The sequence below is a fragment of the Tenacibaculum aiptasiae genome (assembly GCF_008806755.1).
GTDB lineage: Bacteria > Bacteroidota > Bacteroidia > Flavobacteriales > Flavobacteriaceae > Polaribacter > Polaribacter aiptasiae.
The window spans coordinates 226,841-252,045 of record NZ_WAAU01000012.1 but is presented as its reverse complement, the minus strand read 5'-3'; the positions used below and the strand labels follow the sequence as shown (position 1 = coordinate 252,045).

Here is a 25,205-nt window from a genome sequence, read left to right as displayed (position 1 = left end):
CGAGTATTATCGAATCCAGCATTACCAGCGTTAGTTTATGGTGATATAGAGTTAAGTTATGGAGATTTGGATTCGGAGTCCGATCTATGGGCTCATCATTTACTATCTTATGGTTTAGAGCCAGGGAGTATAGTGGGCTTACATATGACTCGTTCTATAGATATGATTTTAGGTATTTTATCAATAATGAAGGCAGGGTGTGCTTATTTACCTATTAATACCTCTCAACCCCAATCTCGTACGAAATATATGTTAGAAGATTGTGGGGTTAATGTTATATTGAGTAACATAAGTTCAAAATTAGAGAGTTCTTTAAATTATACTATAATTGATACACGACTTATAGATAAGATGAGTATTGATAATCAAGGACTTCCTTGTGTTGAATCATTAGATTTAGCTTATGTAATTTATACTTCAGGTTCTACAGGGCAGCCAAAAGGAGTATTAATAAAGCATGAATCACTTTCAAATCTTATCCAATATCAGCAAGCTCTTTTTGATATAAAAGAAGATGAACGTATAGTTCAGTTTTCGCCCTATTACTTTGATGCGTCAGTAGAACAAATATGGTTATCATTATCAAGTGGTGCAACTTTAGTTATTCTTGAGGAGGAATTTCTTCTAAGAGAAACTTCTTTTACTTCTTTTTTAAGGAAAAACAAGATTACTCATTTTCATAGTACGCCTTCCTTTTTAGAGGAAGTCAAGTTTGAAAATTTATCAAGTCTTCGAAGAGTAGTTGCTGGAGGAGAAGTGTGTAAGCCTTCATTGGTAAAAAAAATAGCATCACAATATCCGTTTTATAATGAATATGGACCAACAGAAACTACGGTAACGGCTACAGTTTATCAAGTAAATAATACTAGTGATTTAGCAAAAGAAAGAATACCTATAGGTTTCCCAATAGGTAATACGCAAGCTTACATTTTATCAAATACCTTAGAATTGTTACCACAAGGGGTTATAGGCGAGCTATACTTAGGAGGAAAAGGTTTGGCAGTAGGATATTTGAATCGTCAAGATTTGACAGATAAAAGTTTTATTGAAAACCCATTTGGGGAAGGCAAAATATATAAAACTGGAGATCAAGCGAGATGGCTTTCAGATGGAACAATAGAATTTTTTGGTCGAAATGACGATCAAGTAAAGCTTCGAGGCTACCGTATTGAATTAGGAGAGATAGAATTTCATTTAGAGAGTATTGATTCGATAAATCGAGCTATAGTAATACTTTCAGGAATGGGAGAGACCAAAAAATTAGTAGCTTACTTAAGTGGAAGAGAAAAAGTAGATGAAGCTAAAGTTAAAATGTCATTATCTACAAAGATTCCAGATTATATGATTCCGGTAGTATTTGTTTGGATGGATAGTTTTCCAACCAATACAAATGGTAAGATAGATAGGAAATCATTACCACTACCAGATATAACAGAGATAGAGGGTTATGTACCTCCGGTAAGTGTTGAGGAAAGGGAGTTAGTTTCTATTTGGTCTGAAGTATTAGGTATATCAGAAGAAAAAATGAGTATCACATCAAACTTTTTTAAATTAGGAGGTAATTCTTTATTGGCTATAAAATTAAAGAATCTAATAAAGCAAAGTTTCGAAATAGAATTTCCTCTATCTAAAATTTTCTTGTCGCCAAAAATTATTTCAATAGCAGAAAAGTTAAAACAAGAAGGAAATAAAAAACAAGAAAGTGACATTATAATCCCAATTAATAATATTCATGAAAATGATAAATTATTCATGATACACGATGGTAGCGGTGAAATTGATGGATATCTTGAATTATCTAGGAGAATCAAAGGTTATTCTTGTTATGGGGTTAAGTTTAGGTTATTGGATGATATATCTGAAACTCCAGAGGTTACTTCAATAGCTCAAGAATTTATTAAAGAAATAAAAAAGATACAAAAGGCTGGTCCTTATCATTTAATAGGTTGGAGTTTAGGTGGAGAAATAGCTACAGAAATAACAATTCAGTTAGAAAAAGAGGGAGAAAAGGTAGAGAACCTTATTATAATAGATTCATTTTTAAAATTTGATAAACCAATAGGAGTTCCTGTCATTAATGTAGCTTCTGAATTAAATCTTTTAGAATCTAAATTTAAGTACACTATAAAGAATGCCAAAAATATTTATTCATTAAATAAGTTATGGTTAGAATTTTCAAATTCTGAAATTTTTAAACAAGAATCGGTTGAATGGTTACGTAATAGTACCCCTATAGAAATTAGGGAAATGATTCCTGAGTTTTTACAAATGAATAAAGAAGAACTTTTTGAAGCAATTAATAAAGTTAGATTATTGTTTAATGCATCTGATAAGTATTTTATTAATCATTCAATTGAAGCTAAAACATTGTTTATATGGCCTAATGAATCAATAGATATATCTAATGAAGATAAATTAAGGAGTAACTTTATAAACTTTGAGCTGAAACAGGTCTTAGGTAATCATTTTTCTGTAATGAAAAGTAAAAATGTAGTATCACTTTCAGAGGTTATAAATCATCAATTAAATCAAAATTTAAAAATAGATTTTGATTCAAATAAAAAAATATTTCATGAAACAAATTGAAAATAATAGCAAAAAAAAAATAAAACTATTTTGCTTACCATATGCAGGAGGTGGAGCAAATATATATGAGAAATGGCAAATAAAATTGTCTGAAAAAATAGAATTATGCCCTATTAATTTAGCAGGAAGAGGTAACCGTTTTAATGATGATCTTTATAGAACTTTAGAGGAAGCTGTAGATGATATTTATGATATGATAAAGAATGATATTTCTGAAGGAGAATACGCAATTTTTGGACATAGTATGGGAGCTTTGTTGGCTTATGAATTAGTTCAAAAAATACAAAGCCTAGGAAAGAGATGTCCTGTACATGTGTTTTTTTCAGGAAGAAAACCTGTGCATATTCCTAAAATAGAAAAGTTTTATAGAGATATGAATGCTCAAGAATTTGAGCAAGCAGTTTTAGGTTTAGGGGTTACTCCACCTGAAATTTTTAAAAATACAGAGCTAAAGGAAATTTTTATTCCATTATTGCGAAGTGATTTTACTATTGCAGAAACATTTGTTAATAGATCAAAAATAGTTCCTTTGAATTGTAGTATTTCAGCACTTATAGGAAAAGAAGAAGCAATTACAATTGAAGAAGCAGAAGAATGGAGATTACATACTACAGAAAGATGTTCTGTGCACTATATAGATGGAGGACACTTCTTTTTATTAAGTGATTTAACTTCTGTCATAAACATTATAAAAGCAGATTTGCTTTTAGAAAAATATGCTCTGAAATAAAGAGTATTGCTAAGGAAAAGTAAAGCAGTTTTGATAGGTAAAACACTTGATTTTGATAGTGTTAAGTGTATGTGTAGCTATTAATAGATGGCTGCTTGTAACTTTTTTAAAATTATGACTTAAAGCAAGCCTTGTATAAGTCAGAATACATTTAAAATTTATTTACAATAAAAAAATTATAAGGTTAGAAAAACTTTATTAAAAGAGTAATCATGAAATTACAATATAAAAGAATTTTTATAAATATTATTTATTGTTTTTTATTGTTTCACACAATTAAAACAATAGCACAATCTAAATTAAATGCCAAAATAGTTGGAAAAGTAACAACAATTACGAACGAAACCTTGCCATATACAAATGTAATATTATTCAAGGCATCTAATCAAAGTATGATAAAGGGAGTTATAACAAATGAAGAGGGTAGATTTGAAATAAGAGGAGTATCTGAAGGTACTTATTATTTATCAGTAAGCGTAATAGGTTATAAAACATTTAAGTCTGAACTTTTTACTCTTAAATTAGAAAAAAATAAAAATTTTGGGACTATTAAATTAGAAGAAAAAAGTATTTCTCTAGACGTAGTGAATTTATCAATTAAAAAGCCTTTAATTCAAAATAAACCTGATAAAGTTATTCTGAATATTGAAAATAGCATTTTAGCTACTGGAAATACAGCTTTGGATATTTTAAATAAGTCTCCTGGAGTGAGCAATACAAATGGAGAAATCAGTTTGGTAGGAAAAACCAATGTATTAATCTTGATAAATGGAAAACAAACATATCTTGCTCCTGAACAATTAACAACCTTACTAGAATCTACACAATCAAGCAATATTAAATCTATTGAGATAATGACCAATCCGCCAGCGAAATACGATGCAGCTGGAAACGCGGGGATTATTAATATAATCATGAAAAAAAATGAAAATGAAGGAACAAATGTACACCTCAATTTTAGTTATGGACAAGGAATGTATCGAAAAAACAATGGAGGTATTGCAATGAATCATAAGAATAGTAAGCTCAATATTTTTGCGAATTACGATTTTTCAGATAATGTAAATTTTGGTACTATTGATATAGATAGATTTACAAGGTTATCGGGTAACCCTTTATATTTTAAATCATCTTCTTTTGAAAGATATAGATTCAAAATTCATAGTTATAAGATAGGAACAGATGTTAATTTATCTCCAAAGAGTACACTAGGTTTTATTGTAAGTGGTAATAGTGTTAGAGGAAATTCAAGAATAAACGCTAGAAATGATATTGGTTCACAAATACAAAAAATTGATTCAACAGTTATAGGAACTACAGCAGGTAGATACCCAAACAGATATGTAACTTTTAATATAAATTATAATCATAAAATAGATACTCTAGGAACTTATTTAACATTAAGTTACGATTATTCACTATCAAAAAAAGAGGAAGAATTTGAATTTGGTAATAGATTTTTAGATGCTAATGGAGATGAATTTCGATTACCTAATAATTTTAGAAATATAACTCCGCAAGATGCTGATATATATGTTGGTAAAGCAGATTTTTCACGTCCGCTAAATGAAAAATCTAAACTTGAAGTAGGAATGAAGTTTAGTTCAGTAAAGACGGATAATATACTTCAATTTGATGTTTTACAGAGTGATGGAAGTTATGTAAATAATCCTAGCAGAAGTAACCAATTTATATATAAGGAAGAGATTATGGCGGGTTATGTAAATTATAATACCCAATTTGGATCGTATGATTTGCAAGTTGGTTTACGTATGGAAAGAACTAAATCTAATGGAAATTCAATATCAAATAATAGTATTGTAAAAAGAAATTATACAGACTTTTTTCCAACATTTTCTTTACAGAAAAAGATAAACGATGAAAATACAATAAGAGTTAGCTATGGTAGAAGAATAGATAGGCCTAATTATGCTTCTTTAAATCCTTTTTTACATTATATTGACGAATATACATTTCGATATGGAAATCCATTTTTAAATCCTCAGTATACAGATTCATATTCAATAGGATATACACTTAAAAATAAATATACATTTAATTTTAATTATAGTAACACCAAAGATGCTATTGCAAATATTGTATTAACAGATCCTGTTACAAATTCAATCTCACAAACAGATGCAAATCTTAATGGTTTCAAGTCATATAGTCTAAATATAAATGCGCCAATTAAAGTCTCAAAATGGTGGAAAACTTTTAATAACCTTTCAATGTTTTATAATCAATATGATTCTAATAATATTCAAGGAGCTTCTAATCAATTAGAAAGATTAGCATGGCAAGCTAGTAGCACTCATAATTTTACAATAGATGATAGGTCGTCGGCAGAGTTAAGAGCAAATTACATTTCTTCAAATGTTTATGGAGTACTAAATCTTAAGCCTTACTATGGTGTTGATCTTGGTGTGAATAGAACGTTTTTAGATAAAAATATGAATGTTCAATTGTCATTAAGTGATATTTTTAACACTTGGGGTAAAAGAACTGTATATAGTGATTTGACTAATAGTAATTTTAACGTCTTAAGAACTTTCGATAGTAGAGTTATTCGTTTAAGTTTAACTTATAAGTTTGGAAATGTAAAGTTAAAGTCAATCAATAAACAAGGGGGAGTACAAGAAGAAGAAAGAAGATTGAACTAACTTTTTGTTATTAATTGTTGAGTTTGCATTAGAAGGTAAAAAATGATTATAAGTGGTTAGTTGGAGAAAAAACTGAGTCTTGTCAGGATAGTTAGATGATCAAATTTAGAATTTTTAAGCTAAATAGAAGACTTGTCATTCTTTAGCTATTAGCTATATAACTACAATAATAAAATACACATAATAAAATATTAATAAATTAAAAATTTGAAAAAAATGAGTTTGATATCAACAAACAGTAGAAAACATGTAATTTCATTAAAAGATCTTTCACCACAAGAAACATTAGAAATAATTAATAGAGGAATTGAGTATTCAAATGGTAATGTAGAGCAAGGATATCAATTAAAAAATAAAGTGTTGGGTGTTTATTTTAAAAAAACTTCAACAAGAACAAGAACGGCTTTTACTACAGCAGCATTGAGACTAGGGGCTCAAGTTATTGCTTATGGTCCTAATGATTTACAATTAAATACGGGTGAAACAATGGGTGATACTTTACAAGTTCTTTCTAGAATGTTAGATGGTTTGGTGTTAAGAACAGCTGAAAGCCCAAAAATACTTAAAGCTTTTGCTAATCAAAAAAAAATGTCCATAGTAAATGCAATGACAGAAGATGAACATCCAACACAAGCTCTAGCTGATCTTACCACAATAAAGCAGTATTTCGGTGAATTATCTGGTTTAGAAATCGTGTATTTAGGAGAAGGAAATAATACAACAACTGCGCTAGCGTTAGCAATAGCTAAGTTTTCTAATATGAAGATTAATTTTTTTACTCCTCCTAACTACAATATAGACCCTATGCTATTAAAGTATGCACAGGAAGAAGGGAAAAAAAGGAATACAACAATTAAAGAGTTTCATGATTTACGAAAACTTCCGAAGAATGCAGATATTGTCTATACTACACGTTGGCAAACTACTGGTACTACAAAGCCAGATCCGAATTGGAGAAAAGTTTTTGAGCCTTTTACTGTAACCGAAGAACTAATGAATACTTATACAGATGCAATTTTTATGCACGATTTACCTGCTCATAGAGGAGATGAAGTAGAAGCTTCTGTAATAGATGGTGTTAATAGTATTGTGTTTAATCAAGCTGAAAATAAAGCTCATAGTGCAAAAGCTGTATTAGAATGGTGTATGCATTAATGCTTTAGTATTTAGTAAAGAAAATTTTAAATGATTTGACTTAAATATGACAGTATTATATTATACCAAATGTAAACAATTATCTAGCCATTCTTATGAAAGAGCTGTTTCTTCATTGCCTTTGGAAATGCAAAATAAAGTAAGGAAATATATGAGGTGGCAGGATGCTCACGCATATTTATATGGAAAACTATTATTAAAGAAAGCAGTTTCTGATTTAGGTCACGATTATAATTTAGAGCTTATACAAAAGTCAAAGTATGGGAAACCGTATTTTGAAAATAGTAATTTTGGTTTTAATATTTCTCATTCAGGTGAATATATTGTATGTATAATAAGTACAGAGGAGAAAAACAATTTAGGTATTGATATAGAGGAGGTTAATCCAATAGAGTTTGACAGTTTCAAAAACGTATTTTCAGAAAAGGAGAAAAGAGAGATTTCTAATTATAAAAGTTTCTATACTTTTTGGACTAGAAAAGAAGCTGTTGTTAAAGCGGATGGGAGAGGGTTACTCATGCCGCTTAATACAATAAATACTACAATTTCACCTCTGTTGTTAGATAATAAAGCATATTATTTATATGAAGTAGAAATTGATCAAAATTATGTTGTTCATGTGGCTACTTCAAAGTCTCTGAAAAAAAAAATAGACTATAGTTATATACATTCAGAAAAGTTGTGTGAATAATAATTTGTTACAGATAATAAACCATTTTCTAAATAAATAAAATGAAAAAGGTTAATAATAAAAACTTTTTTAGCTAATTGTAATTCTAGAATAAACTATTGTTTTTTTTAGAAGAATGAAGTGTGTTTATAATGTTGGGGCTAGATAACTTCAGTTATAAGTTATATTACATATTACCCTTTTTTATTTTTAATCTGATATTCTTTATTCCATATAGAAATGTAGCTGAAAAAAGGCTAAAAAATATTCCAATCCCTATGATAAAGAAAAAATATTTATTAAAAACGTTACTATATACTATTTCTTGACTATGTTCAGTAGAAAATATCATATAAATAGTTGTTATAATAAATGATATATAGGATAAATAATTATAAATAAATGATTTCTTGAAGTTAAATTTATCTTTTACCCGGATTAAGTAAATGATGTTTGATATTAATAGAAAACTCAAAATTAAAATAATATGTATAATTATAGGTTTCATTAATTTCGGAAATAAAAAGTTAATGAGTAATAGGTAATAAAAAAAGCCACCAATTATACCTAAGCCAATACTGTAAGGCAATAGTTTAATTTTTAATTTAAAACATAATAAAAAGAATAGAATAATAACACCTAAAATAAAGATGTTTTTTAATAAAGGGATGTATGTTGTGAATTGAAAATAAACAATTTTAGAATCCTTTGTTTTTCTTAGTTGTAAAAAATCTACCTCAAATTTTAATTCTTTTTTAAAAATATTATAATCATTTTTGTTTAGCCATTCGTTTTCATCGTTGAAAATTATTATACTTTGATTACATGCCTGCTGGTCCTTAATTAATCCATATTTAGGATTAGAATAAACTAGCCATTTTTGCCCAAGTTTATAAGAATAGTTACAAACACCTCCACAATTATTAAAACCAGAAACAAATTTAGTTGTCTGACCTTTAAAAATTTGCTCAATTCTAAAAGTAAATTCTTGATAACCTCTAGTGTCACAATCTTCTACTTCTACTATTTCACCTATAAAGATTAAAGAATAATTATCGTACTCTTTTTGTGTGATTTTTTTATGTGAGCAGCTACAGCTATAAGATTTATAGGTATTTGTTAAAATAAAAAATAATATAAATAATTTTTTCATTCAATGTTAACTTACTTTATAGGCAGAACTTTTAGTGGAGATTAAAAGTTAGTTTATATTTGGTGAAAACTAAAGGTTTTAAAATATATAGTGATAAAAACCAAGCAATTTTTCAAACAAATATAATTAAAAAATATAGCGCATATACATCAGATCTATGTATATGCGCTATGCATTTATATTAATTATTGAGAGCTATTTATAAAGTAAATAATTGCTCCTAATTTTTTTAAAATTCTTCAAGTCTTTTTTCCAAGAGTTTTTAATCTCTTTTTCAGAAACACCTTGTTCAATTTGGTGTTGTAATTTCTTAGTTCCTGCTAGTTTGGTAAAAAAAGCATTGAAAAAGTCTTTTTTAGGAGAGTTTGTATAGGCGTTTAACAACCAGGAAAGATCCAATTCAGCTAAGTAAGGAGTTTTTCTTAAGTCTTCACCATAACATAGTTCACCTTTAAACTTAGGGTACTTAGCACCTTCATTTGGTTGCGGTGTAAAACTAAAATTAGTATTAGTTATAAATGGAGAACCATAAATTTGAAACTGCTTATCAGTTCCTCTTCCTGCAGAAACCTTTGTTCCTTCAAAAAAACATAAACTAGGATATAAGTTTATAGATGTATCATTAGGTAAATTAGGAGAAGGTTTAATTGGTAAGCTGTATTTGTAATCGTGTGTATAATTTTCTAACGGAATTACAGTTAAATCACATTGGATTCCTTCTTTTAACCACTTTTCACCGTTAATCATTTGTCCGTATTCACCAATAGTCATTCCGTAAACTACAGGAACAGGATGCATTCCTACAAAGCTTTTATGTGTAGGTTCTAATACAGGACCATCAATATAATGTCCGTTAGGGTTAGGTCTGTCTAAAATAATAACTGGAATATTAGCTTCAGCACAGGCTTCCATAACATAATGTAAAGAAGAAATATAAGTGTAAAAACGAGCTCCTACATCTTGTATATCAAAAACGACAACATCAATACCTTTTAACTGTTCAGCAGAAGGTTTTTTGTTTTTTCCGTACAACGATATAATAGGTAACTTTGTTTTAGTGTCAATACCATCTACAACAGTTTCACCAGCATCTGCTTTTCCACGGAAACCATGTTCAGGAGCAAAAACTTTTTGAACGTTAATTCCGTTGTAATCATTTAAATAATCAACTAGATGAAACTGAACTAATTTAGAACCCATTACGTTAGGAGCTACTTCGGCTCTTTGTAAAACTTCTAAAACTGATGTTTGATTGGCTACAATAGCAACGTTTTTACCCTTTAGTTTAGGTAAGTATAAATTAATTCTATCAGCACCAGTTCTTACTTGTAAAGTTTCTGTTTCTTTTATAGCTTTTTTAGTTTTTGATTTCTGTTGTTGAGCACAAGAGTTTAGTTGAAAGCTAATAAAAATTAAACATAAAAGGTGGTTAAAAGTTCTCTTCATTTAAATGTATGTTTTAAAAGATAAAGTTACAGTTTAAAAATCTTTTCGTAAGAAAAATAGTGGATAATTTAAACTATGAGTTTCTCTTACAATTTTAAAACCAAATTTTTTATACAGCTTTAAATTCTCTTTGGTAGTAGTTTCTATAATACAAGGAAGTTGATTGTTTTTAAAATGTAAAAGCACTTCCTTAATGAGTCGAACACCAATGCCTTTTTGTTGATGCTCGTTAAGCACACCCGTAATAATTGGATGAATATGTGGCGTTTTTATATGGTTTTTGTTTAATTCGCGCTCTCTTTTTAGTATTTTAAACACATTAAAAATTCCAATGGTTTTAATAATTAAAAGAAGTTTCCAATAAGAGTTTTTTAAGGTTGTTTTTTGTAAATGGGGATAGTTGATAAGTAGGCATGCTTTTTTGTTGTCAGAAATAAAGACTTCACCAAATTCAAAAGAAGTTAAAAATAGGTATTCCATTAAAAAACGAAGACGTTTATTTCTTTTGGAATCTTGTTTTACAACAAAGCTTATAGAATTGTCTTTTTTGATGTTGACAAAAGCACTGTATAAAATATCAGTAACTAATTCTTTGTCAGAAAATGAAGCTTTAATCATGATAAATAATATTATTTAAAGAAGAATTAATTACTTTTGGATTTACTTAAAAACAACAACTTTTGAATTTCGAATTATTTATAGCTAAACGAATTATTGCTGGTAAAGAGCATAAAAGTAGTATATCGTCACCAATAATTAAAATAGCTACAATTGCTATTGCGTTGGGTATTGCTATTATGTTAATATCTGTATCGATAGCATCGGGTTTTCAAAAGAAGATTAGAGATAAAATGTCTGGCTTTAAAGGGCATATTCAAATTGTAAATTACGATAATAATAATTCTGATTTATCTACAGTTCCAATTGAAAAAAACCAAGATTTCTATCCCGAGTTTAAAAATATTGATGGAATTAAAAACGTACAAGTTTTTGCGAATGTAGGAGGGATTATTAGAACCCCAACCGATTTTGAAGGGATTATATTTAAAGGAGTATCGTCTGATTATGATTTTTCTTTTTTTAAAGAATATTTAAAAGAAGGACGATTACCTAATTTTAATCAAAGTAGAAATAAAGAGATATTAATATCAGAGTCGATTGCGAATCGATTAAATTTTAAACTGAATGATACTATTGAAACATTGTTTAGTTCTGAAAAAAGTAAATTAAAACATAAAAGACGTAAACCTGTTATTGTTGGGATTTATAATACAGGACTAGAGCAATTTGATAAATCTATATTGATTGGAGATATTAGAGAAGTACAAAGAATTAATAGTTGGAGCGATAATCAAATAGGAGGTTTTGAAGTTGTAATTGATGATTTTGATATGCTAGCAGAAAAAGGAGATGAAGTTTATTCAAACGTAGGAGCGACTTTAAATAGTAGTACCATTGTAGAAAGTAATCCATTAATCTTTGATTGGATTAAACTTTTTGATAATAATGTTCGATTTATTATTGCAATCATGATTTTAATTGCGGGGATAAATATGATAACAGCTTTATTAGTGCTGATATTAGAACGTGTTAAAATGATTGGTATTCTTAAAGCATTGGGAAGTGTTAACTGGAGTATAAGGAAAATCTTTTTATACAATGCTTTTTATTTAATATTGAAAGGGCTTTTCTGGGGAAATATTATTGGTGTTACTTTATTGTTTATTCAGAAATATTTCAAGCCTATAACATTAGATCCTGAAACGTATCATGTGTCTTCAGTGCCAGTTGAAATTAGTTTTTGGGTTATCTTATTGTTAAATATAGGGACACTTATCCTATGTTTTTTCATGTTAATAGTTCCGTCATATATAGTAACCAAAATACACCCTTCAAAATCCATTCGATTTGCATAAATTTGCAGCATAATTTTAGAAGATGAAATACGCAAAAAATATATTAGAAACTATTGGGAATACACCTTTAGTTCAGTTAAACTCAGTAACAAAAGAAGTAGATGCTTTAGTGTTGGCTAAGGTTGAAACATTCAATCCAGGGAATTCAGTAAAGGATAGAATGGCGTTAAAAATGATTGAAGATGCAGAAGCAGATGGGCGTTTAAAGCCAGGAGGAACTATTATTGAAGGTACTTCTGGAAATACAGGAATGGGATTAGCTTTAGCAGCAATTATAAAGGGGTACAAATGTATTTTTGTAATTTCGGATAAGCAGTCTAAGGAAAAGATGGATATTTTAAGAGCTGTAGGAGCAGAGGTGGTTGTTTGTCCAACAAACGTAGAACCAGATGATCCTCGTTCATATTATTCAGTATCGAAAAGATTAGGAGAAGAAACACCAAACTCTTGGTATGTAAATCAGTATGATAATCCATCAAATGCAAAAGCGCATTACGAACAAACTGGACCTGAAATTTGGGAACAAACAGAAGGTAAAATAACACATTTTGTAGTTGGAGTAGGAACAGGAGGTACTATTTCTGGAACAGCTAAATATTTAAAAGAAAAGAATCCAAACATTAAAATTTGGGGAGTAGATACATATGGTTCTGTATTTAAGAAGTATCATGAAACAGGTATTTTTGATGAGAACGAAATATATCCATATATCACAGAAGGAATTGGAGAGGATATTTTACCTAAGAATGTAGATTTCTCTTTAATTGATGGATTTACTAAAGTAACAGATAAGGATGCTGCTGTTTATACAAGAAAAATAGCTAAGGAAGAAGGTATCTTTGTAGGAAACTCGGCAGGTTCGGCAATTAAAGGATTGTTACAATTAAAAGATGAGTTTAAAAAAGACGATGTAGTTGTTGTATTATTCCATGATCACGGAAGTAGATATGTAGGAAAAATGTTTAACGACGATTGGATGCGTGATAGAGGATTCTTAGAAGAGGAAGTTACTACTGCTGAAGATTTAATCAAGTCGCATATTGATAAGCCATTAGTGACTGTACAAACTGAAGAATTAGTTTCTCATGCAATTGAAAGAATGCGTGATTTTAAAATTTCACAAATCCCTGTAAGAGATGTCAATGGATTTGTAGGTTCGGTAGACGAATCAACATTATTACGTAGCTACTTAGAAGATAAAAATATAGCAGACAAGCCAATTAAGGATGTTATGGGAGCTAAGTATGCAGAAGTTAAATTAAATGCTTCTATTGATGAGGTTTCTAAGTTAATTTCTAAAGAGAATCAAGCAGTATTGGTTGATTTAGAAAATGGTAAACACCATATTATTACAAAATATGATGTAATTAGTGCAATAAGCTAATTTTAGACATATAAAATAAAAAGCCCGTAAGTTATTACGGGCTTTTTTATTGTTAAGGAATTAATTCAAACTGTCCTTCTAATGTTGTGGTGGAGCTGCCACCAATAAAAACTTTAAAATCTCCAGGTTCAGTAATGAATTCCCCATCATTATTATAAAATCCAAGAGTATTTTTGTCGAGAGTAAATTCTACAGTTTTAGTTTCTCCAATTTTTAATTCAATTAATTCAAATCCTTTTAACTCTCTTACAGGTCGTGTGTTGCTACCAACCATATCACGAATGTATAGTTGAACAACTTCTTTACCGTCGTATTTACCAGTGTTGGTAACATTTACAGATACTTTAATAGAATCGTTTATCGATATTGATTTTTTACTAATTCTAAAGTTTGAATAGTTGAAGGTAGTGTAGCTTAAGCCGTGACCAAAAGGGTATAGAGGGGTGTTTTCAACATCAATGTAGTGAGACCAGAATACGTTATTATCTTTGTTTATTGGTCTTCCTGTGTTTTTATAATTATAGTAAATAGGAATTTGACCAACGTTTCTAGGAAAAGTCATTGGAAGCTTTCCGCTTGGGTTATAATCACCATATAAAACTTGAGCAATAGCATTCCCGGCTTGTGAACCTAGTTGCCAAGCTTCTACAATTGAAGGGATGTTTTCAGAAGCCCATTCAATAGCTAAAGGTCTACCGTTGTTTAATACAAGTACGATGTTTTTATTTACTTTATATATTTCTTCTAATAATTCTTGTTGAAGTCCAGGTAAATCTATGTTACTTCTACTTCTTCCTTCACCACTTTGAAAACCATGTTCTCCAAGTACCATAACTACTACATCCGATTTTTGTGCAGTTGCTACAGCATGTTTAAACTCACTTTTATCCGTGTAATTTATTTTTACTTCGCTAGTAAAAGATGTCTTTTCTGTGATTAAATCAACTCCTTTACTATAATTTAGGGTGTTGTCTTCGTATTGTTGCATTCCATCAAGAACAGATATAGAAGTGTTGTCATCAGAAGCAATACGCCAGCTACCTAAAGGACTGTTTTTGTCGTTTGCTAATGATCCTATAAGCGCGATTTTTTGACCACTCTTTTTAAGAGGTAATAAATCGTTTTCGTTTTTTAGTAATACGATAGATTTTTTTGCTACATCTAAAACAGCTTCTTGATGTTTAGGATTGTATAAAGAGTTTTTTTCGTTTTCTTCGTTACAGTATTTGTATGGATCATCGAATAAACCTAATTCAAATTTTACTCGTAAAATTCTTCTAGCTGCATCATTAATTAAGGATTCATCTACTTTACCATCTTTAACTAATTGAGCTAATTCTTTTACATAAACATAGCCTTCCATATCCATGTCAGAACCAGCAGTAACAGCTATTTCAGCTGCTTCTTTTTTATTTTTAGCATGCCCCCAATTGATCATTTCATTAATAGATGCCCAGTCTGATACAATAAATCCATTAAAACCCCATCCATTTTTTAAAATGTCTCTTTGTAAGTAACTACTTCCCGTAACAGGTACCCCGTTAAGTTCGTTAAAAGAATTCATTAAAGTTCTAACACCTGCATTAACTGCTGCTTTAAAAGGAGGTAGTACAACATTATGGAGAGTAGAAGTACCAATATCAACAGTATTATACTCTTTACCAGCTTCAGAAAAACCGTAAGCAGCAAAATGTTTAGCACAAGCAGCAATGGTGTGTGGTGATTTTAGGTTAGTACCTTGAAAACCTTGAACTCTAGCGACAGCTACCTTACTTCCTAAAAAAGGATCTTCACCAGCTCCTTCCATTACACGTCCCCATCTAGGGTCTCTTGATATATCTACCATTGGTCCAAAAGTCCAGTTAATTCCAGCTGAAGAAGCTTCTGTTGCTGCAACACTTGCAGACTTTTTTATTGCTTCTAAATCCCAGCTAGCAGCCTCCGCTAAAGGTATTGGACTAAGTGTTTTGTACCCATGAATTACATCAAAACCTATAATTAAAGGAATACCTAATCGAGTTTCTTCTACGGCAATTTTTTGTACAGCTCTTACATTTTTTACACCTCTTACATTCAGCATTGAACCAATCCACCCATTTTTAAGATGCTGGTATTTGGTTTCAGCACTTCCTTCTTTTGGAGCTGGCCCAGTAAGATCCCAAAAACCATTATATTGATTCATTTGTCCTACCTTTTCTTCAACGGTCATTTTTTCTAAGAGGGAATCAATTTTCTTTTCAATTTCTGTGTTCATCATTATATCACCTTTCTTGTGTTGTTCATTTTTTGAATAACATCCAACAAGAATGATTAACGAGCTTACGATTACTATTGGAATAATAATTTTTTTCATGTTTTAACTTGTGGAATTATGTTTTGAACTAATGTTTATGGTATGCAAAATTAAAAGAAAGAGTGTTTGAAAAGTATACATAAATAATCAAAAGGTGGTATTTTTTTAAACTTATTGTTTTTTATATGCTCTTAAATGACAAAATAGTATTATAGTACTTTTTGTATTCCTTTGAACTCAGTTTTGAACTCGCTAGGGGTGCAGTTTTTTACTTTTTTGAAGATTCTGTTAAAGTTGGCAATATTGTTAAAGCCACATTTAAAAGCGATTTCACTAATGCTTAAATCGGTTTCTAATAAGAGTCGTGTGGCTGCGCTTACACGGGTGCTGTTTAGGTATGCAATGAATGTTTTTCCTGTGCGCTTTTTTATGAATCTATTAAATGATACTGGGCTCATGTTAATGAGTTCAGATATCTCGTCAAGAGTAATTTTCTTATGATAGTTCTCTTGTATGTATTCGTATATCTTTTTAATTCTATCGCTGTTTTCGAAGTTTTCAATATTAGAAAAGGTTGTGGATAAGAGCTTTTGGTTTCTAGAGGTGGAAAGGTCGTGTAGTATAGAGATGAATTCTATAAAGTAGTCAATTCCAGAGGTTTTTGGAAGGTTTTTTAGCCTGGGCATAACTTCTTTTGTTGTTTTTTCAGAAAAAAGAATTCCATGAATAGATCTATTAAACATATCTCTTATTGATTTGAAAACTCTTCTAGAAAGTAGTTTTTCGTCTAGTAAATCATTATGGATATGAACGGTTACTTCATGTATTTCTTTGTTGGTGCACTCGTGAAGTTCCCAGCAATGTGGAAGATTAGGTCCAACAAGTACTAGTTCGTAATCGGAAATTTTTTCAATATGATCTCCTATAATTCTTCTAACTCCAGCTCCTCTATGGATTAAGTTTATTTCATATTCGGGATGGAAATGTAAGGGGAAATCAAATTCGTCTTTTACTCTATAATATACTAAAAAACTGTCGGATGGAGATAGTTGAGTAATCTCTCTGTGAATGTTGTTTTGCATTTTTTTTTTATGGTTTTATGGTTCAATAATATAAAAAATATATTACTAAATGACAAAAATATATTATTAAGTAGCTTTTTTAACGTATAGTTTTGTATCATCTAAATCCTTTTCGTAAACTGTGGACTAATTTGAGTAATCTTTAATTATTTACGAAGTCTTTAAAAAACGAATGAGATTATTAGTGATATAACAGAAAAATATAATTTAATTATTAATTATGAAAAACAGTTTTTTTAGAAAGTTAATACTTTTATCTGCTTTTCTTCTAAGTATTTATGGGTATTCACAAACCGTTAAAGGGGTTGTGACAGATAATTTAGGAGAGGTAGTAGGAGTAAATATTGTAGTAAAAGGTACAAACATAGGTGCAGTAACCGAAATGGATGGGTCTTATACAATAAATAATGTAAAGCCAGACGCAATACTTGTTTTTAGTTTTGTTGGGTATAAAACAAAAGAGGTAAGTGTAAATGGAAGAAAGGTTATTAATGTTTTACTAGAAGAGGATTCTAACAATTTAGATGAAGTTGTAATTGTTGGTTATGGAGCAAAAAAGAAAAGTTTAGTTACTGGTGCTATCTCTAGTATAGATAGTAAAGAGATAAAAAGTGTTTCTAGTCAAAGAGTAGAGCAAGTTTTACAAGGTAGAACCTCGGGGGTTACAGTTGTAGCATCATCAGGTTCACCAGGTTCTGGAGCAAAGATAAGAATTAGAGGTGCTGGTTCTAATGGTAATTCTGACCCATTATTTATCGTTGATGGAATGAAAGTAGCTAATTTAGATAATTTACCTCCAAGTGATATTGAAAATATTGAAGTTTTAAAGGATGCTGCTTCTTCAGCTATTTATGGAACTGAAGGTGCAAATGGAGTTGTAATTGTTACAACAAAAACAGGAAAAAAAGGAGGGTTAAAAGTTAGTGTTAATTCTCAATTTGTTTCTCAAAGTGTAAGAACAGATATGAAGTTAATGAATGCTTCTCAATTTGTTACTTATATGAATGAAGCAGGTCAAACTGGTGTAGTAAATAATGGTTATGATACTAATTGGATTGATGAAACATTTGTTACAGCTCCAATGTATAGAAATGATGTAAGTTTATCTGGGGCAGGAGAGAAAGGGTCGTATTATTTTTCTGCATCTAATTTGAATCAAAAAGGTATTGTAGGAAAAGATAATTCATCTTTTAAAAGAACGACCTTTAGGTTGAATCTTAAAGGAGAATTAACAAATTGGTTGGAAGTAGGATTAAATGCTACATATTCTATAACTGATAAAAATGGTATTACAGAGAACAGTGATACTAGAGGGGTTATACAAAACATGTTAATAATTGATCCTTTAACTCCTGTTACATATCCTAATGGGCAAGTGCCTCAAACAGTAATTGATAATGCTACAAATAATGGAGTGCCATTATTGCTAGATGCTAATGGTAATGTGTATGGATATCCAAGTTTTTCTACAGGAGAGGTGGTAAATCCCGTGGCGTATTCTAATGTCATGAATAGTAATGTTACAGATGCAACTCAATTTTTAAATACGACCTATTTTAAGTTCAAAATTTTAGAAGGTTTAACTTTTACAACTAGATTAGGATTAGAGCAAAATACATGGAGTGCTGTAAATACTAATTATCCTTATTATGTTTCTTCAGAAGCTCAAAATACAACTTTAACTAGGTCAACAGCTGATGTAGAAAGCAACAGGTGGTTATGGGAAAATTTTGCAACTTATACTAAAGAAATTGAAGAGCATAGTTTTACAGCTTTAGTAGGTTATTCGGCAGAAGATACTAAAACGACTACAAAGATAGTCGATACTCAAGGAGTAAGTCCTTTTGTGCCAGTATACAGAAATAATTTAGTTTCAGCTTTTGGTAGATTGTCATATGATTACTCAGGTAAGTATTTATTAGAGGCATCATTTAGAAGTGATAGGTCAGATAAGTTTCCTACAAAAAATAAAACAGCATTCTTTCCAGCTGTATCAAGTGGATGGGTAGTTTCTAAAGAGAACTTCTGGAATGAGGATTCAAAAATTGATTATTTAAAAGTAAGAGCAAGTTGGGGGCAAAATGGTAGCTGGGGTAATTTACCAGGTAATACAGATAGAACTTTTATTACTCAATTACATGGAGGGAATCCAATTAATTATCTAGGTTCTTTAGGTTCGCAAATTACAAGTTTTGCTAATGAAAACTTAGTATGGGAAACATCAGAACAATTAGATTTAGGAGTAGATTTAAAAGCTTTTAATAATAGAATGAACTTCTCAGTTGATTATTATGTCAAAACAACAAAAGATTTAATTGTAAATGATGGAAGTTTAATAACACCAGGTTCAGCAGGATTTGTTTTTAGTCCGTTTAATGCAGGAACTATTGAAAATAAAGGTTTTGAATTTGAGTTAGGTTATGGTGATGAATCAGAAAGTGGTTTTAGATACGATGTAAATCTTAATTTATCTACTTTAAATAATGAAGTAACAGAAGTATTATTTGTGCCAGAAGGAACTTCAATAGTTGGAGCAAGTGCACCGCAAAATAATGATGGAGTTACTCGATTTACAAAAGGATTGCCAGTATGGTATTTCTATGGATACAAAACTAATGGTATTGATCCAGCAACTGGGCAAATTAATTTAGTAGATACTAATGGTGATGGTTCAGTAAATAATGCTGATAAAACAATGATTGGCTCACCACATCCAGATGTATTGTATGGAGGTAATGTTAGTTTAGGATATAAGAATTTCGATTTTAACGTACAGTTTCAAGGAACAATAGGAAATGATATTATGGCTACATATCATCAGCCCTCAAGACCTATAACGAACAAACCAATACATTTTTACAATAATAGGTGGACCCAAGCAGGAGATAATGCATCTTTTCCAGCTGCGCAATACGCTAATACAGCATATGATACAGATTTAGTGGTTGAAGATGGATCGTATTTAAGAATTAAACAAATTCAACTAGGGTATAGAGTTCCTAAATCTTTAACAGATAAATTACATCTTAACAATTTAAGAGTTTACGTGTCTTTAGATGATTATTTCACTTTTACTAATTATAAAGGTCTTGATCCAGAGATTGGAAACTTTGGAAATAATGATATCGGTGTAGATAGAGGTTATTATCCAACACCAGGAAAAGCATTGTTAGGACTATCATTAGATTTTTAATATTTATAAATTATGAAAAAACAATTTTTAACAGTTATAGCAATACTTTTAATTGGGGTATTTGCTTGTGATAAAGATTTTACAGTAAATCCTCCACAAAATGTACAGGACTTAGAAACGTTCTTTTTAAAGGAGGAAAATGTAGAGTCTGCAGTGATAGGTATCTATGATTTAATGCAATACAATTATGGAAGAGATTGGCACAGTGCCTTTTTAGTAAAGCTATTACCAGGAGATGATGCTAATGCAGCAGGAGGTAATTCTCAAGATCAACCACAATTACAAGATATAGATGACTATACAAATGTTTCGTCTTCAAATGCATCAATATCAAGTGTATGGGATTTGTTTTACAGAACAATAGCCTTGTCTAATTTAGTGATTGAAAATGTAAAAGATTCTAATTTAAGTAATAAGGATAGAGCATTGGCAGAAGCTAAATTTATGAGGGCATGGTGTTATTTTGAATTAACTACAATGTTTGGAGATATTCCTTTACGTTTAACAGTGCCAGCAACACCAGAAGAGTTTGGGATTGGCAAATCTACAAGAGCAGAAATATATACTCAAATAGAAGCAGATTTAACAGATGCAATAGCATCATTACCAGAAAAATCAGTGTTAGGAAACTCATTTAGAGTTTCAAAAGGAGCAGCAGAAGCTTTAATGGGAAAAGTTTTAGTATTTCAAGATAAAAACTCGGAAGCAATACCATTTTTTCAGAGTGTTATTTCAAATTCATCTCACGATTTAGAAGCATCGTCAAATGATATTTGGAGTATTGATAAAGAGTTTGGTAGAGAATCTTTATTAGAAATAGGATATATTTCAACAACAGGAAGAGATTGGGGAAATATAGCTTGGGGAGGAAGAAACGAGAGTAACTTACATATTCAGTTAATGGGGCCTAGAGGAGATGGTATTTTTGATGTTGCAGCGGTTAATTTATTAAATGGTTGGGGATTTAACTTACCAACTAAAAAGTTAGCAGATGCTTTTACAACAGCAGGAGATACTAATAGGAAAGCGGCTACTTTAATGACAGAAGCTGAATTGATAGCTGCAGGAGGTAGTGTAGATCAATCGGCTGCTCCAGGAGGTGCTGTTTGGGATTATGAAGGCTCTATAAGAATAAAATATAGTACAAAATCTGAAGATACTAGCCCAGGTGGAGTAAAAGAATTGAATTATTCAACAAACTTTAGATTGTTCCGTTATGCAGAGGTTTTATTGCTAGCAGCTGAAGCTTATAATAAAACAGGACAGGATACACAAGCAAGAACGGAGTTAAATAAAGTGAGAACAAGAGCTGGACTTCCAGATGTTGATCCAACTCTATCTGGAAACAATTTATTTGAAGCAATTGTTAACGAGAAGTTTTTAGAGTTAGCACATGAAGGTCAGCGTTTTTGGGATTTAGTGCGTTGGGGTAAAGCAGCAACTGAACTAGCAGGTACAGGATATGCTCCTAAAAACGATTTATTTCCAATACCAATTACAGAAATTGATAAGAATTCTAAGTTAACGAGTGCTGATCAAAACCCAGGATATTAAAAAAAACTTTGTTTTATTATTGACTTAACTAGGTGGTTAGTTGCTAAAAAAGCAATTAACTATCTAGTTTATTAAGTCTTACTTAAGTATATGAGATTTCCCTTTTTAATCATAATTGTAATATTATTTGTAGCGTGTACTGATCAAAAAAGTACTAAAAAAAACGACCTGTTGTTCAATGAGTTAAAATCCAATACAACAGGTATTCGTTTTGAAAATAATTTAACAGAAACAGATTCTTTAAATTACTTTAAATACACCTCTATTTATATGGGTGGAGGTGTTGCTGCTGGTGATATAAATAATGATGGATTAGTAGATTTATTCTTTACAGGAAACCAAGTTAAAAACAGATTATACTTAAATAAGGGTAGCTTTTCTTTTGAAGATATCTCAGAGAAAGCTAAAATTGAAGGCGATTCAAAATGGTATACAGGAGTCACAATGGCCGATGTAAATGCAGATGGTTACTTAGATATCTACTGTTCAGTTTCAGGTAAAAATGGAGATAAGAGAAATGAATTGTATATAAATAACAGAGATAATACATTCACAGAAAGAGCAAAAGAATATCAAATTGATGCATTAGGGAATTCAGTACAAGCAACTTTTTTTGATTTTGATAATGATGGAGATTTAGATTTGTATGTGGCAAATTATCCAATTGCTCATCCAACAACTTCAAATGCAATATATGACTATAGAATGAAAAATGTTTCAGATGAAGAAACAGATAAGTTGTATAGAAACGAAGGAAAATATTTTATTGATGTTACAGAGATATCTGGAGTGAAAAATTATAGTTTTTCATTAGGAGTCGTAGCTGCAGACTTAAACAATGATGGTTGGCAAGATTTATATGTGTCGAATGATTACAGTATTCCAGATTTTTTATACATAAACAATCAAGATGGAACATTTAAAGAGGTGATAAAAGAAGCAACTTCTCAAACTTCTTTTTATGGGATGGGGATTGATATTGCTGATATCAATAATGATGAGTTATTAGATGTATTTCAAGTTGATATGGAATCGAATAATAATCGACGACAAAAAGCAAATATGGCAAGTATGAATCCTCGATTATTTTATGAAACAGTACTTTACGGGTTCCATTATCAATACATGCATAACTGCTTGCAATTAAATGTTGGAAGTATAGAAAATAATGTTCCAAAATTTTCAAACATATCTAGGATTTCAGGAACTTCATCTACAGATTGGAGTTGGGGGCCTATGTTTGCTGATTTTGATAATGATGGCTTTAAAGATTTGTATATAACTAATGGAACAAGAAGAGAGGTAAATAATAAAGATTTTTTTAAGAAAATAGATGGAGAAGAGTATAAGAAGTATTCATTGTTAGAGAAAACAAAAATGATTCCTTCTGAAAAAATTGACAATTTTATGTTTAAAAATGTTAATGGAATTCAGTTTGAAAGGGTAAATAAAAAATGGGGAATAGAGCATAAAGGGTTTTCAAATGGTTGGACTTATGCTGATCTTGATAATGATGGAGATTTAGATGTAGTAATCAATAATCTTGATGAAATTGCAAGTGTATTTGAAAATAAAGGAAATGATAAAAATTATTTAAGTGTTTCTTTTAAAGGGACTCAAAAAAATCCTTTTGGATTAGGAGCTAAAGTTTATACTTATGTTGGGAAAAATGTACAAAAACAAGAATTAACTTTAACAAGAGGGTTTCAGTCGTCAGTAGCACCAAAATTACATTTCGGTTTAGGAGATGCTAAAAAAGTAGATAGTTTAAAAGTAGTTTGGCCTAGAGGAAAAGAAGAAGTTCTTAAAGGAGTAAAAACGAATCAGTCCATAGTTTTAAAATATGCTAATGCTGAGAAAGGAAAAGATAGAACTTTAGTAAAAAAGAAAATATTCTCAAATGAAAATTCAAAATTATTAGCGTACAAATCTGTAGAAAATGATATAAACGATTTTGATAAACAAGTTTTATTACCACACAAAATGTCAACATTAGGGCCAGCTGTAGCAGTAGCCGATGTAAATAATGATGGTTTAGAGGATTGTTTTGTAGGAGGTTCTTTTGGGAACGAAGGAAGATTATTTATTCAAAAGAAAGAAGGCTTTTATGAAAAACAAAATTTAGAAATAACAAAAGACAAGTTATCAGAAGATTTAGGGGCGTTATTTTTTGATGCAGATAATGATGGAGATCAGGATTTATATGTAGTTAGTGGAGGATATGAATATGCAGAAAAATCAACAATGCTACAAGATAGATTATATGTGAATGATGGAAAGGGTAATTTTCAGAAAGAAAAAAAAGCATTACCACAACTGCAAAATAGTGGTTCAAGAGTTTATAAATTAGATTTTAATAAAGATGGTAAACAAGATGTTTTGGTTCTAGGAAGGCAAGTTCCAGGGAAGTATCCGTTACCAACATCAAGTAGTTTATTAGAAAATGCTTCGGATGAAAAATCTATAAAATTCAATAATGTAACAAGTTCAAAAATACCGTTACTTAAAAACTTAGGAATGGCAACATCAGCAGTTGTTACTGATATAAATAATGATGGATGGGAAGATATTATAATTGTTGGAGAATGGATGTCAATAAAAGTGTTTGTAAATCATAAGGGAAAATTTGAAGAAATTTCAGGAAAATATGGACTAACTAAAAATATCACAGGTTGGTGGTGGAGTATAAATCAAGGAGATTTTGATAATGATGGAGATATGGATTACATCGTTGGAAATAACGGTTTAAACTATAAATATAAAGCTACAGAAAAAGAAACATTTGATATTTATGTAAACGATTTTGATAAAAACAATGAAAATGATATTGTATTGAGTTACTATAATGAAGGAAAGCAGTATCCGGTTAGAGGAAAGCAATGTTCGTCTCAACAAATTCCATCATTAAAGAGTAAGTTTAAAAATTACAATGAATTTTCAACAGCTACTCTGGTGGATGTTTATGGAAGTAAGAATTTAGAGAACTCATTGCATTATCAAGTAAGTTCATTTGCAAGTATCTATTTGGAAAATAAAGAAGGTAAATTAATTGTACATGAATTACCAATCGAAGCTCAATTTTCAAGTATCAATCAAATAATAGTAAATGATTTTAACGACGATGGGAATTTAGATGCAGTAGTGGCAGGGAATTTATACAATTCAGAAGTAGAAACACCAAGAAATGATGGAAGCTATGGAGTGTTTTTAGAAGGGAATGGAAAAGGAAAATTCAAATCAATTTCAACAATAAATAGCGGACTTTTTACAGAAGGAGATGTAAAGGATTTGGTGCCAATTACGGTGGGTAATCAAAAGTATATCATTTCAGTAAAAAATAACGATTACCTACAGTTTATAAAAATTAATAATTAAAAGAA

Annotated in this window: 15 protein-coding genes; 10 read left to right on the top strand and 5 right to left on the bottom strand. The window is 30.2% G+C overall.

Going from position 1 to position 25,205, the window contains the following annotated elements; translation table 11 throughout:
* From F7018_RS08835 to F7018_RS08815, 5 genes are all read left to right on the top strand, one after another.
* A partial coding sequence (locus F7018_RS08835) for a non-ribosomal peptide synthetase (RefSeq protein ID WP_150899680.1) occupies positions 1-2,586 on the top strand: 2,586 nt, incomplete at its 5' end.
* On the top strand, positions 2,573-3,316 hold the full coding sequence (locus F7018_RS08830) for a thioesterase II family protein (protein WP_150899679.1): 744 nt from the start codon (positions 2,573-2,575) through the stop codon (positions 3,314-3,316). The genes F7018_RS08835 and F7018_RS08830, both read left to right, overlap by 14 nt.
* Before the next feature lie 212 nt (positions 3,317-3,528).
* On the top strand, positions 3,529-5,979 hold the full coding sequence (locus tag F7018_RS08825) for an outer membrane beta-barrel family protein (RefSeq protein WP_150899678.1): 2,451 nt from the start codon (positions 3,529-3,531) through the stop codon (positions 5,977-5,979).
* Positions 5,980-6,195: 216 nt separating this feature from the next.
* Positions 6,196-7,134 (top strand): ornithine carbamoyltransferase, encoded by a 939-nt coding sequence (locus tag F7018_RS08820; RefSeq protein ID WP_150899677.1) that lies wholly within the window; start codon positions 6,196-6,198, stop codon positions 7,132-7,134.
* Between the two features lie 46 nt (positions 7,135-7,180).
* On the top strand, positions 7,181-7,825 hold the full coding sequence (locus F7018_RS08815) for a 4'-phosphopantetheinyl transferase family protein (RefSeq protein WP_150899676.1): 645 nt from the start codon (positions 7,181-7,183) through the stop codon (positions 7,823-7,825).
* Between the two features lie 166 nt (positions 7,826-7,991).
* Here the strand turns inward: F7018_RS08815 and F7018_RS08810 are convergent, their stop codons facing one another.
* The 3 genes from F7018_RS08810 to F7018_RS08800 all read right to left on the bottom strand — a co-directional run bounded on the left by F7018_RS08810 (position 7,992) and on the right by F7018_RS08800 (position 11,021).
* On the bottom strand, positions 7,992-8,957 hold the full coding sequence (locus F7018_RS08810) for a hypothetical protein (protein ID WP_150899675.1): 966 nt from the start codon (positions 8,955-8,957) through the stop codon (positions 7,992-7,994).
* A 195-nt stretch (positions 8,958-9,152) separates the two neighbouring features.
* Entirely contained in the window at positions 9,153-10,403 is a 1,251-nt protein-coding gene (locus tag F7018_RS08805; protein WP_150899674.1) for an exo-beta-N-acetylmuramidase NamZ family protein, read from the bottom strand.
* Positions 10,404-10,436: 33 nt separating this feature from the next.
* The gene (locus F7018_RS08800; protein WP_150899673.1) at positions 10,437-11,021 is read right to left on the bottom strand and encodes a GNAT family N-acetyltransferase; all 585 of its coding nucleotides are present in this window, start codon (positions 11,019-11,021) and stop codon (positions 10,437-10,439) included.
* A gap of 62 nt (positions 11,022-11,083) precedes the next feature.
* Here F7018_RS08800 and F7018_RS08795 point away from each other — a divergent pair, with 62 nt between their 5' ends.
* On the top strand, positions 11,084-12,319 hold the full coding sequence (locus F7018_RS08795) for an ABC transporter permease (protein ID WP_150899672.1): 1,236 nt from the start codon (positions 11,084-11,086) through the stop codon (positions 12,317-12,319).
* A gap of 22 nt (positions 12,320-12,341) precedes the next feature.
* On the top strand, positions 12,342-13,703 hold the full coding sequence (locus F7018_RS08790; RefSeq protein WP_150899671.1) for a pyridoxal-phosphate dependent enzyme: 1,362 nt from the start codon (positions 12,342-12,344) through the stop codon (positions 13,701-13,703).
* A 52-nt stretch (positions 13,704-13,755) separates the two neighbouring features.
* Here the strand turns inward: F7018_RS08790 and bglX are convergent, their stop codons facing one another.
* Together bglX and F7018_RS08780 are read right to left on the bottom strand one after the other, a co-directional pair.
* Positions 13,756-16,056, bottom strand: coding sequence for a beta-glucosidase BglX (bglX, locus tag F7018_RS08785; RefSeq protein WP_150899670.1), 2,301 nt, complete (start codon positions 16,054-16,056; stop codon positions 13,756-13,758).
* Positions 16,057-16,205: 149 nt separating this feature from the next.
* Positions 16,206-17,078, bottom strand: coding sequence for a helix-turn-helix domain-containing protein (locus F7018_RS08780; protein WP_150899669.1), 873 nt, complete (start codon positions 17,076-17,078; stop codon positions 16,206-16,208).
* 220 nt (positions 17,079-17,298) lie between these two features.
* On the opposite strand from F7018_RS08780, the gene F7018_RS08775 reads away from it, so the two are divergent.
* The 3 genes from F7018_RS08775 (at position 17,299) to F7018_RS08765 (ending at position 25,200) form a co-directional block, all read left to right on the top strand.
* Positions 17,299-20,271: a SusC/RagA family TonB-linked outer membrane protein gene (locus F7018_RS08775; protein ID WP_150899668.1), complete on the top strand. Its 2,973-nt coding sequence runs from the start codon at positions 17,299-17,301 to the stop codon at positions 20,269-20,271.
* A 12-nt stretch (positions 20,272-20,283) separates the two neighbouring features.
* Positions 20,284-21,825, top strand: a complete 1,542-nt coding sequence (locus tag F7018_RS08770; protein WP_150899667.1) for a RagB/SusD family nutrient uptake outer membrane protein — start codon at positions 20,284-20,286, stop codon at positions 21,823-21,825.
* 90 nt (positions 21,826-21,915) lie between these two features.
* Entirely contained in the window at positions 21,916-25,200 is a 3,285-nt protein-coding gene (locus F7018_RS08765) for a VCBS repeat-containing protein (RefSeq protein WP_150899666.1), read from the top strand.
* The last annotated feature ends 5 nt before the right edge of the window (positions 25,201-25,205 follow it).

Coding starts and splice junctions, on each gene's coding strand:
- F7018_RS08765 (WP_150899666.1), top strand. CDS start 21,916: ATGAGATTTCCCTTTTTAATCATAATTGTAATATTATTTGTAGCGTGT.
- F7018_RS08815 (WP_150899676.1), top strand. CDS start 7,181: ATGACAGTATTATATTATACCAAATGTAAACAATTATCTAGCCATTCT.
- F7018_RS08775 (WP_150899668.1), top strand. CDS start 17,299: ATGAAAAACAGTTTTTTTAGAAAGTTAATACTTTTATCTGCTTTTCTT.
- F7018_RS08810 (WP_150899675.1), bottom strand. CDS start 8,957: ATGAAAAAATTATTTATATTATTTTTTATTTTAACAAATACCTATAAA.
- F7018_RS08780 (WP_150899669.1), bottom strand. CDS start 17,078: ATGCAAAACAACATTCACAGAGAGATTACTCAACTATCTCCATCCGAC.
- F7018_RS08790 (WP_150899671.1), top strand. CDS start 12,342: ATGAAATACGCAAAAAATATATTAGAAACTATTGGGAATACACCTTTA.
- F7018_RS08805 (WP_150899674.1), bottom strand. CDS start 10,403: ATGAAGAGAACTTTTAACCACCTTTTATGTTTAATTTTTATTAGCTTT.
- F7018_RS08800 (WP_150899673.1), bottom strand. CDS start 11,021: ATGATTAAAGCTTCATTTTCTGACAAAGAATTAGTTACTGATATTTTA.
- F7018_RS08825 (WP_150899678.1), top strand. CDS start 3,529: ATGAAATTACAATATAAAAGAATTTTTATAAATATTATTTATTGTTTT.
- F7018_RS08830 (WP_150899679.1), top strand. CDS start 2,573: ATGAAACAAATTGAAAATAATAGCAAAAAAAAAATAAAACTATTTTGC.
- F7018_RS08820 (WP_150899677.1), top strand. CDS start 6,196: ATGAGTTTGATATCAACAAACAGTAGAAAACATGTAATTTCATTAAAA.
- bglX (WP_150899670.1), bottom strand. CDS start 16,056: ATGAAAAAAATTATTATTCCAATAGTAATCGTAAGCTCGTTAATCATT.
- F7018_RS08770 (WP_150899667.1), top strand. CDS start 20,284: ATGAAAAAACAATTTTTAACAGTTATAGCAATACTTTTAATTGGGGTA.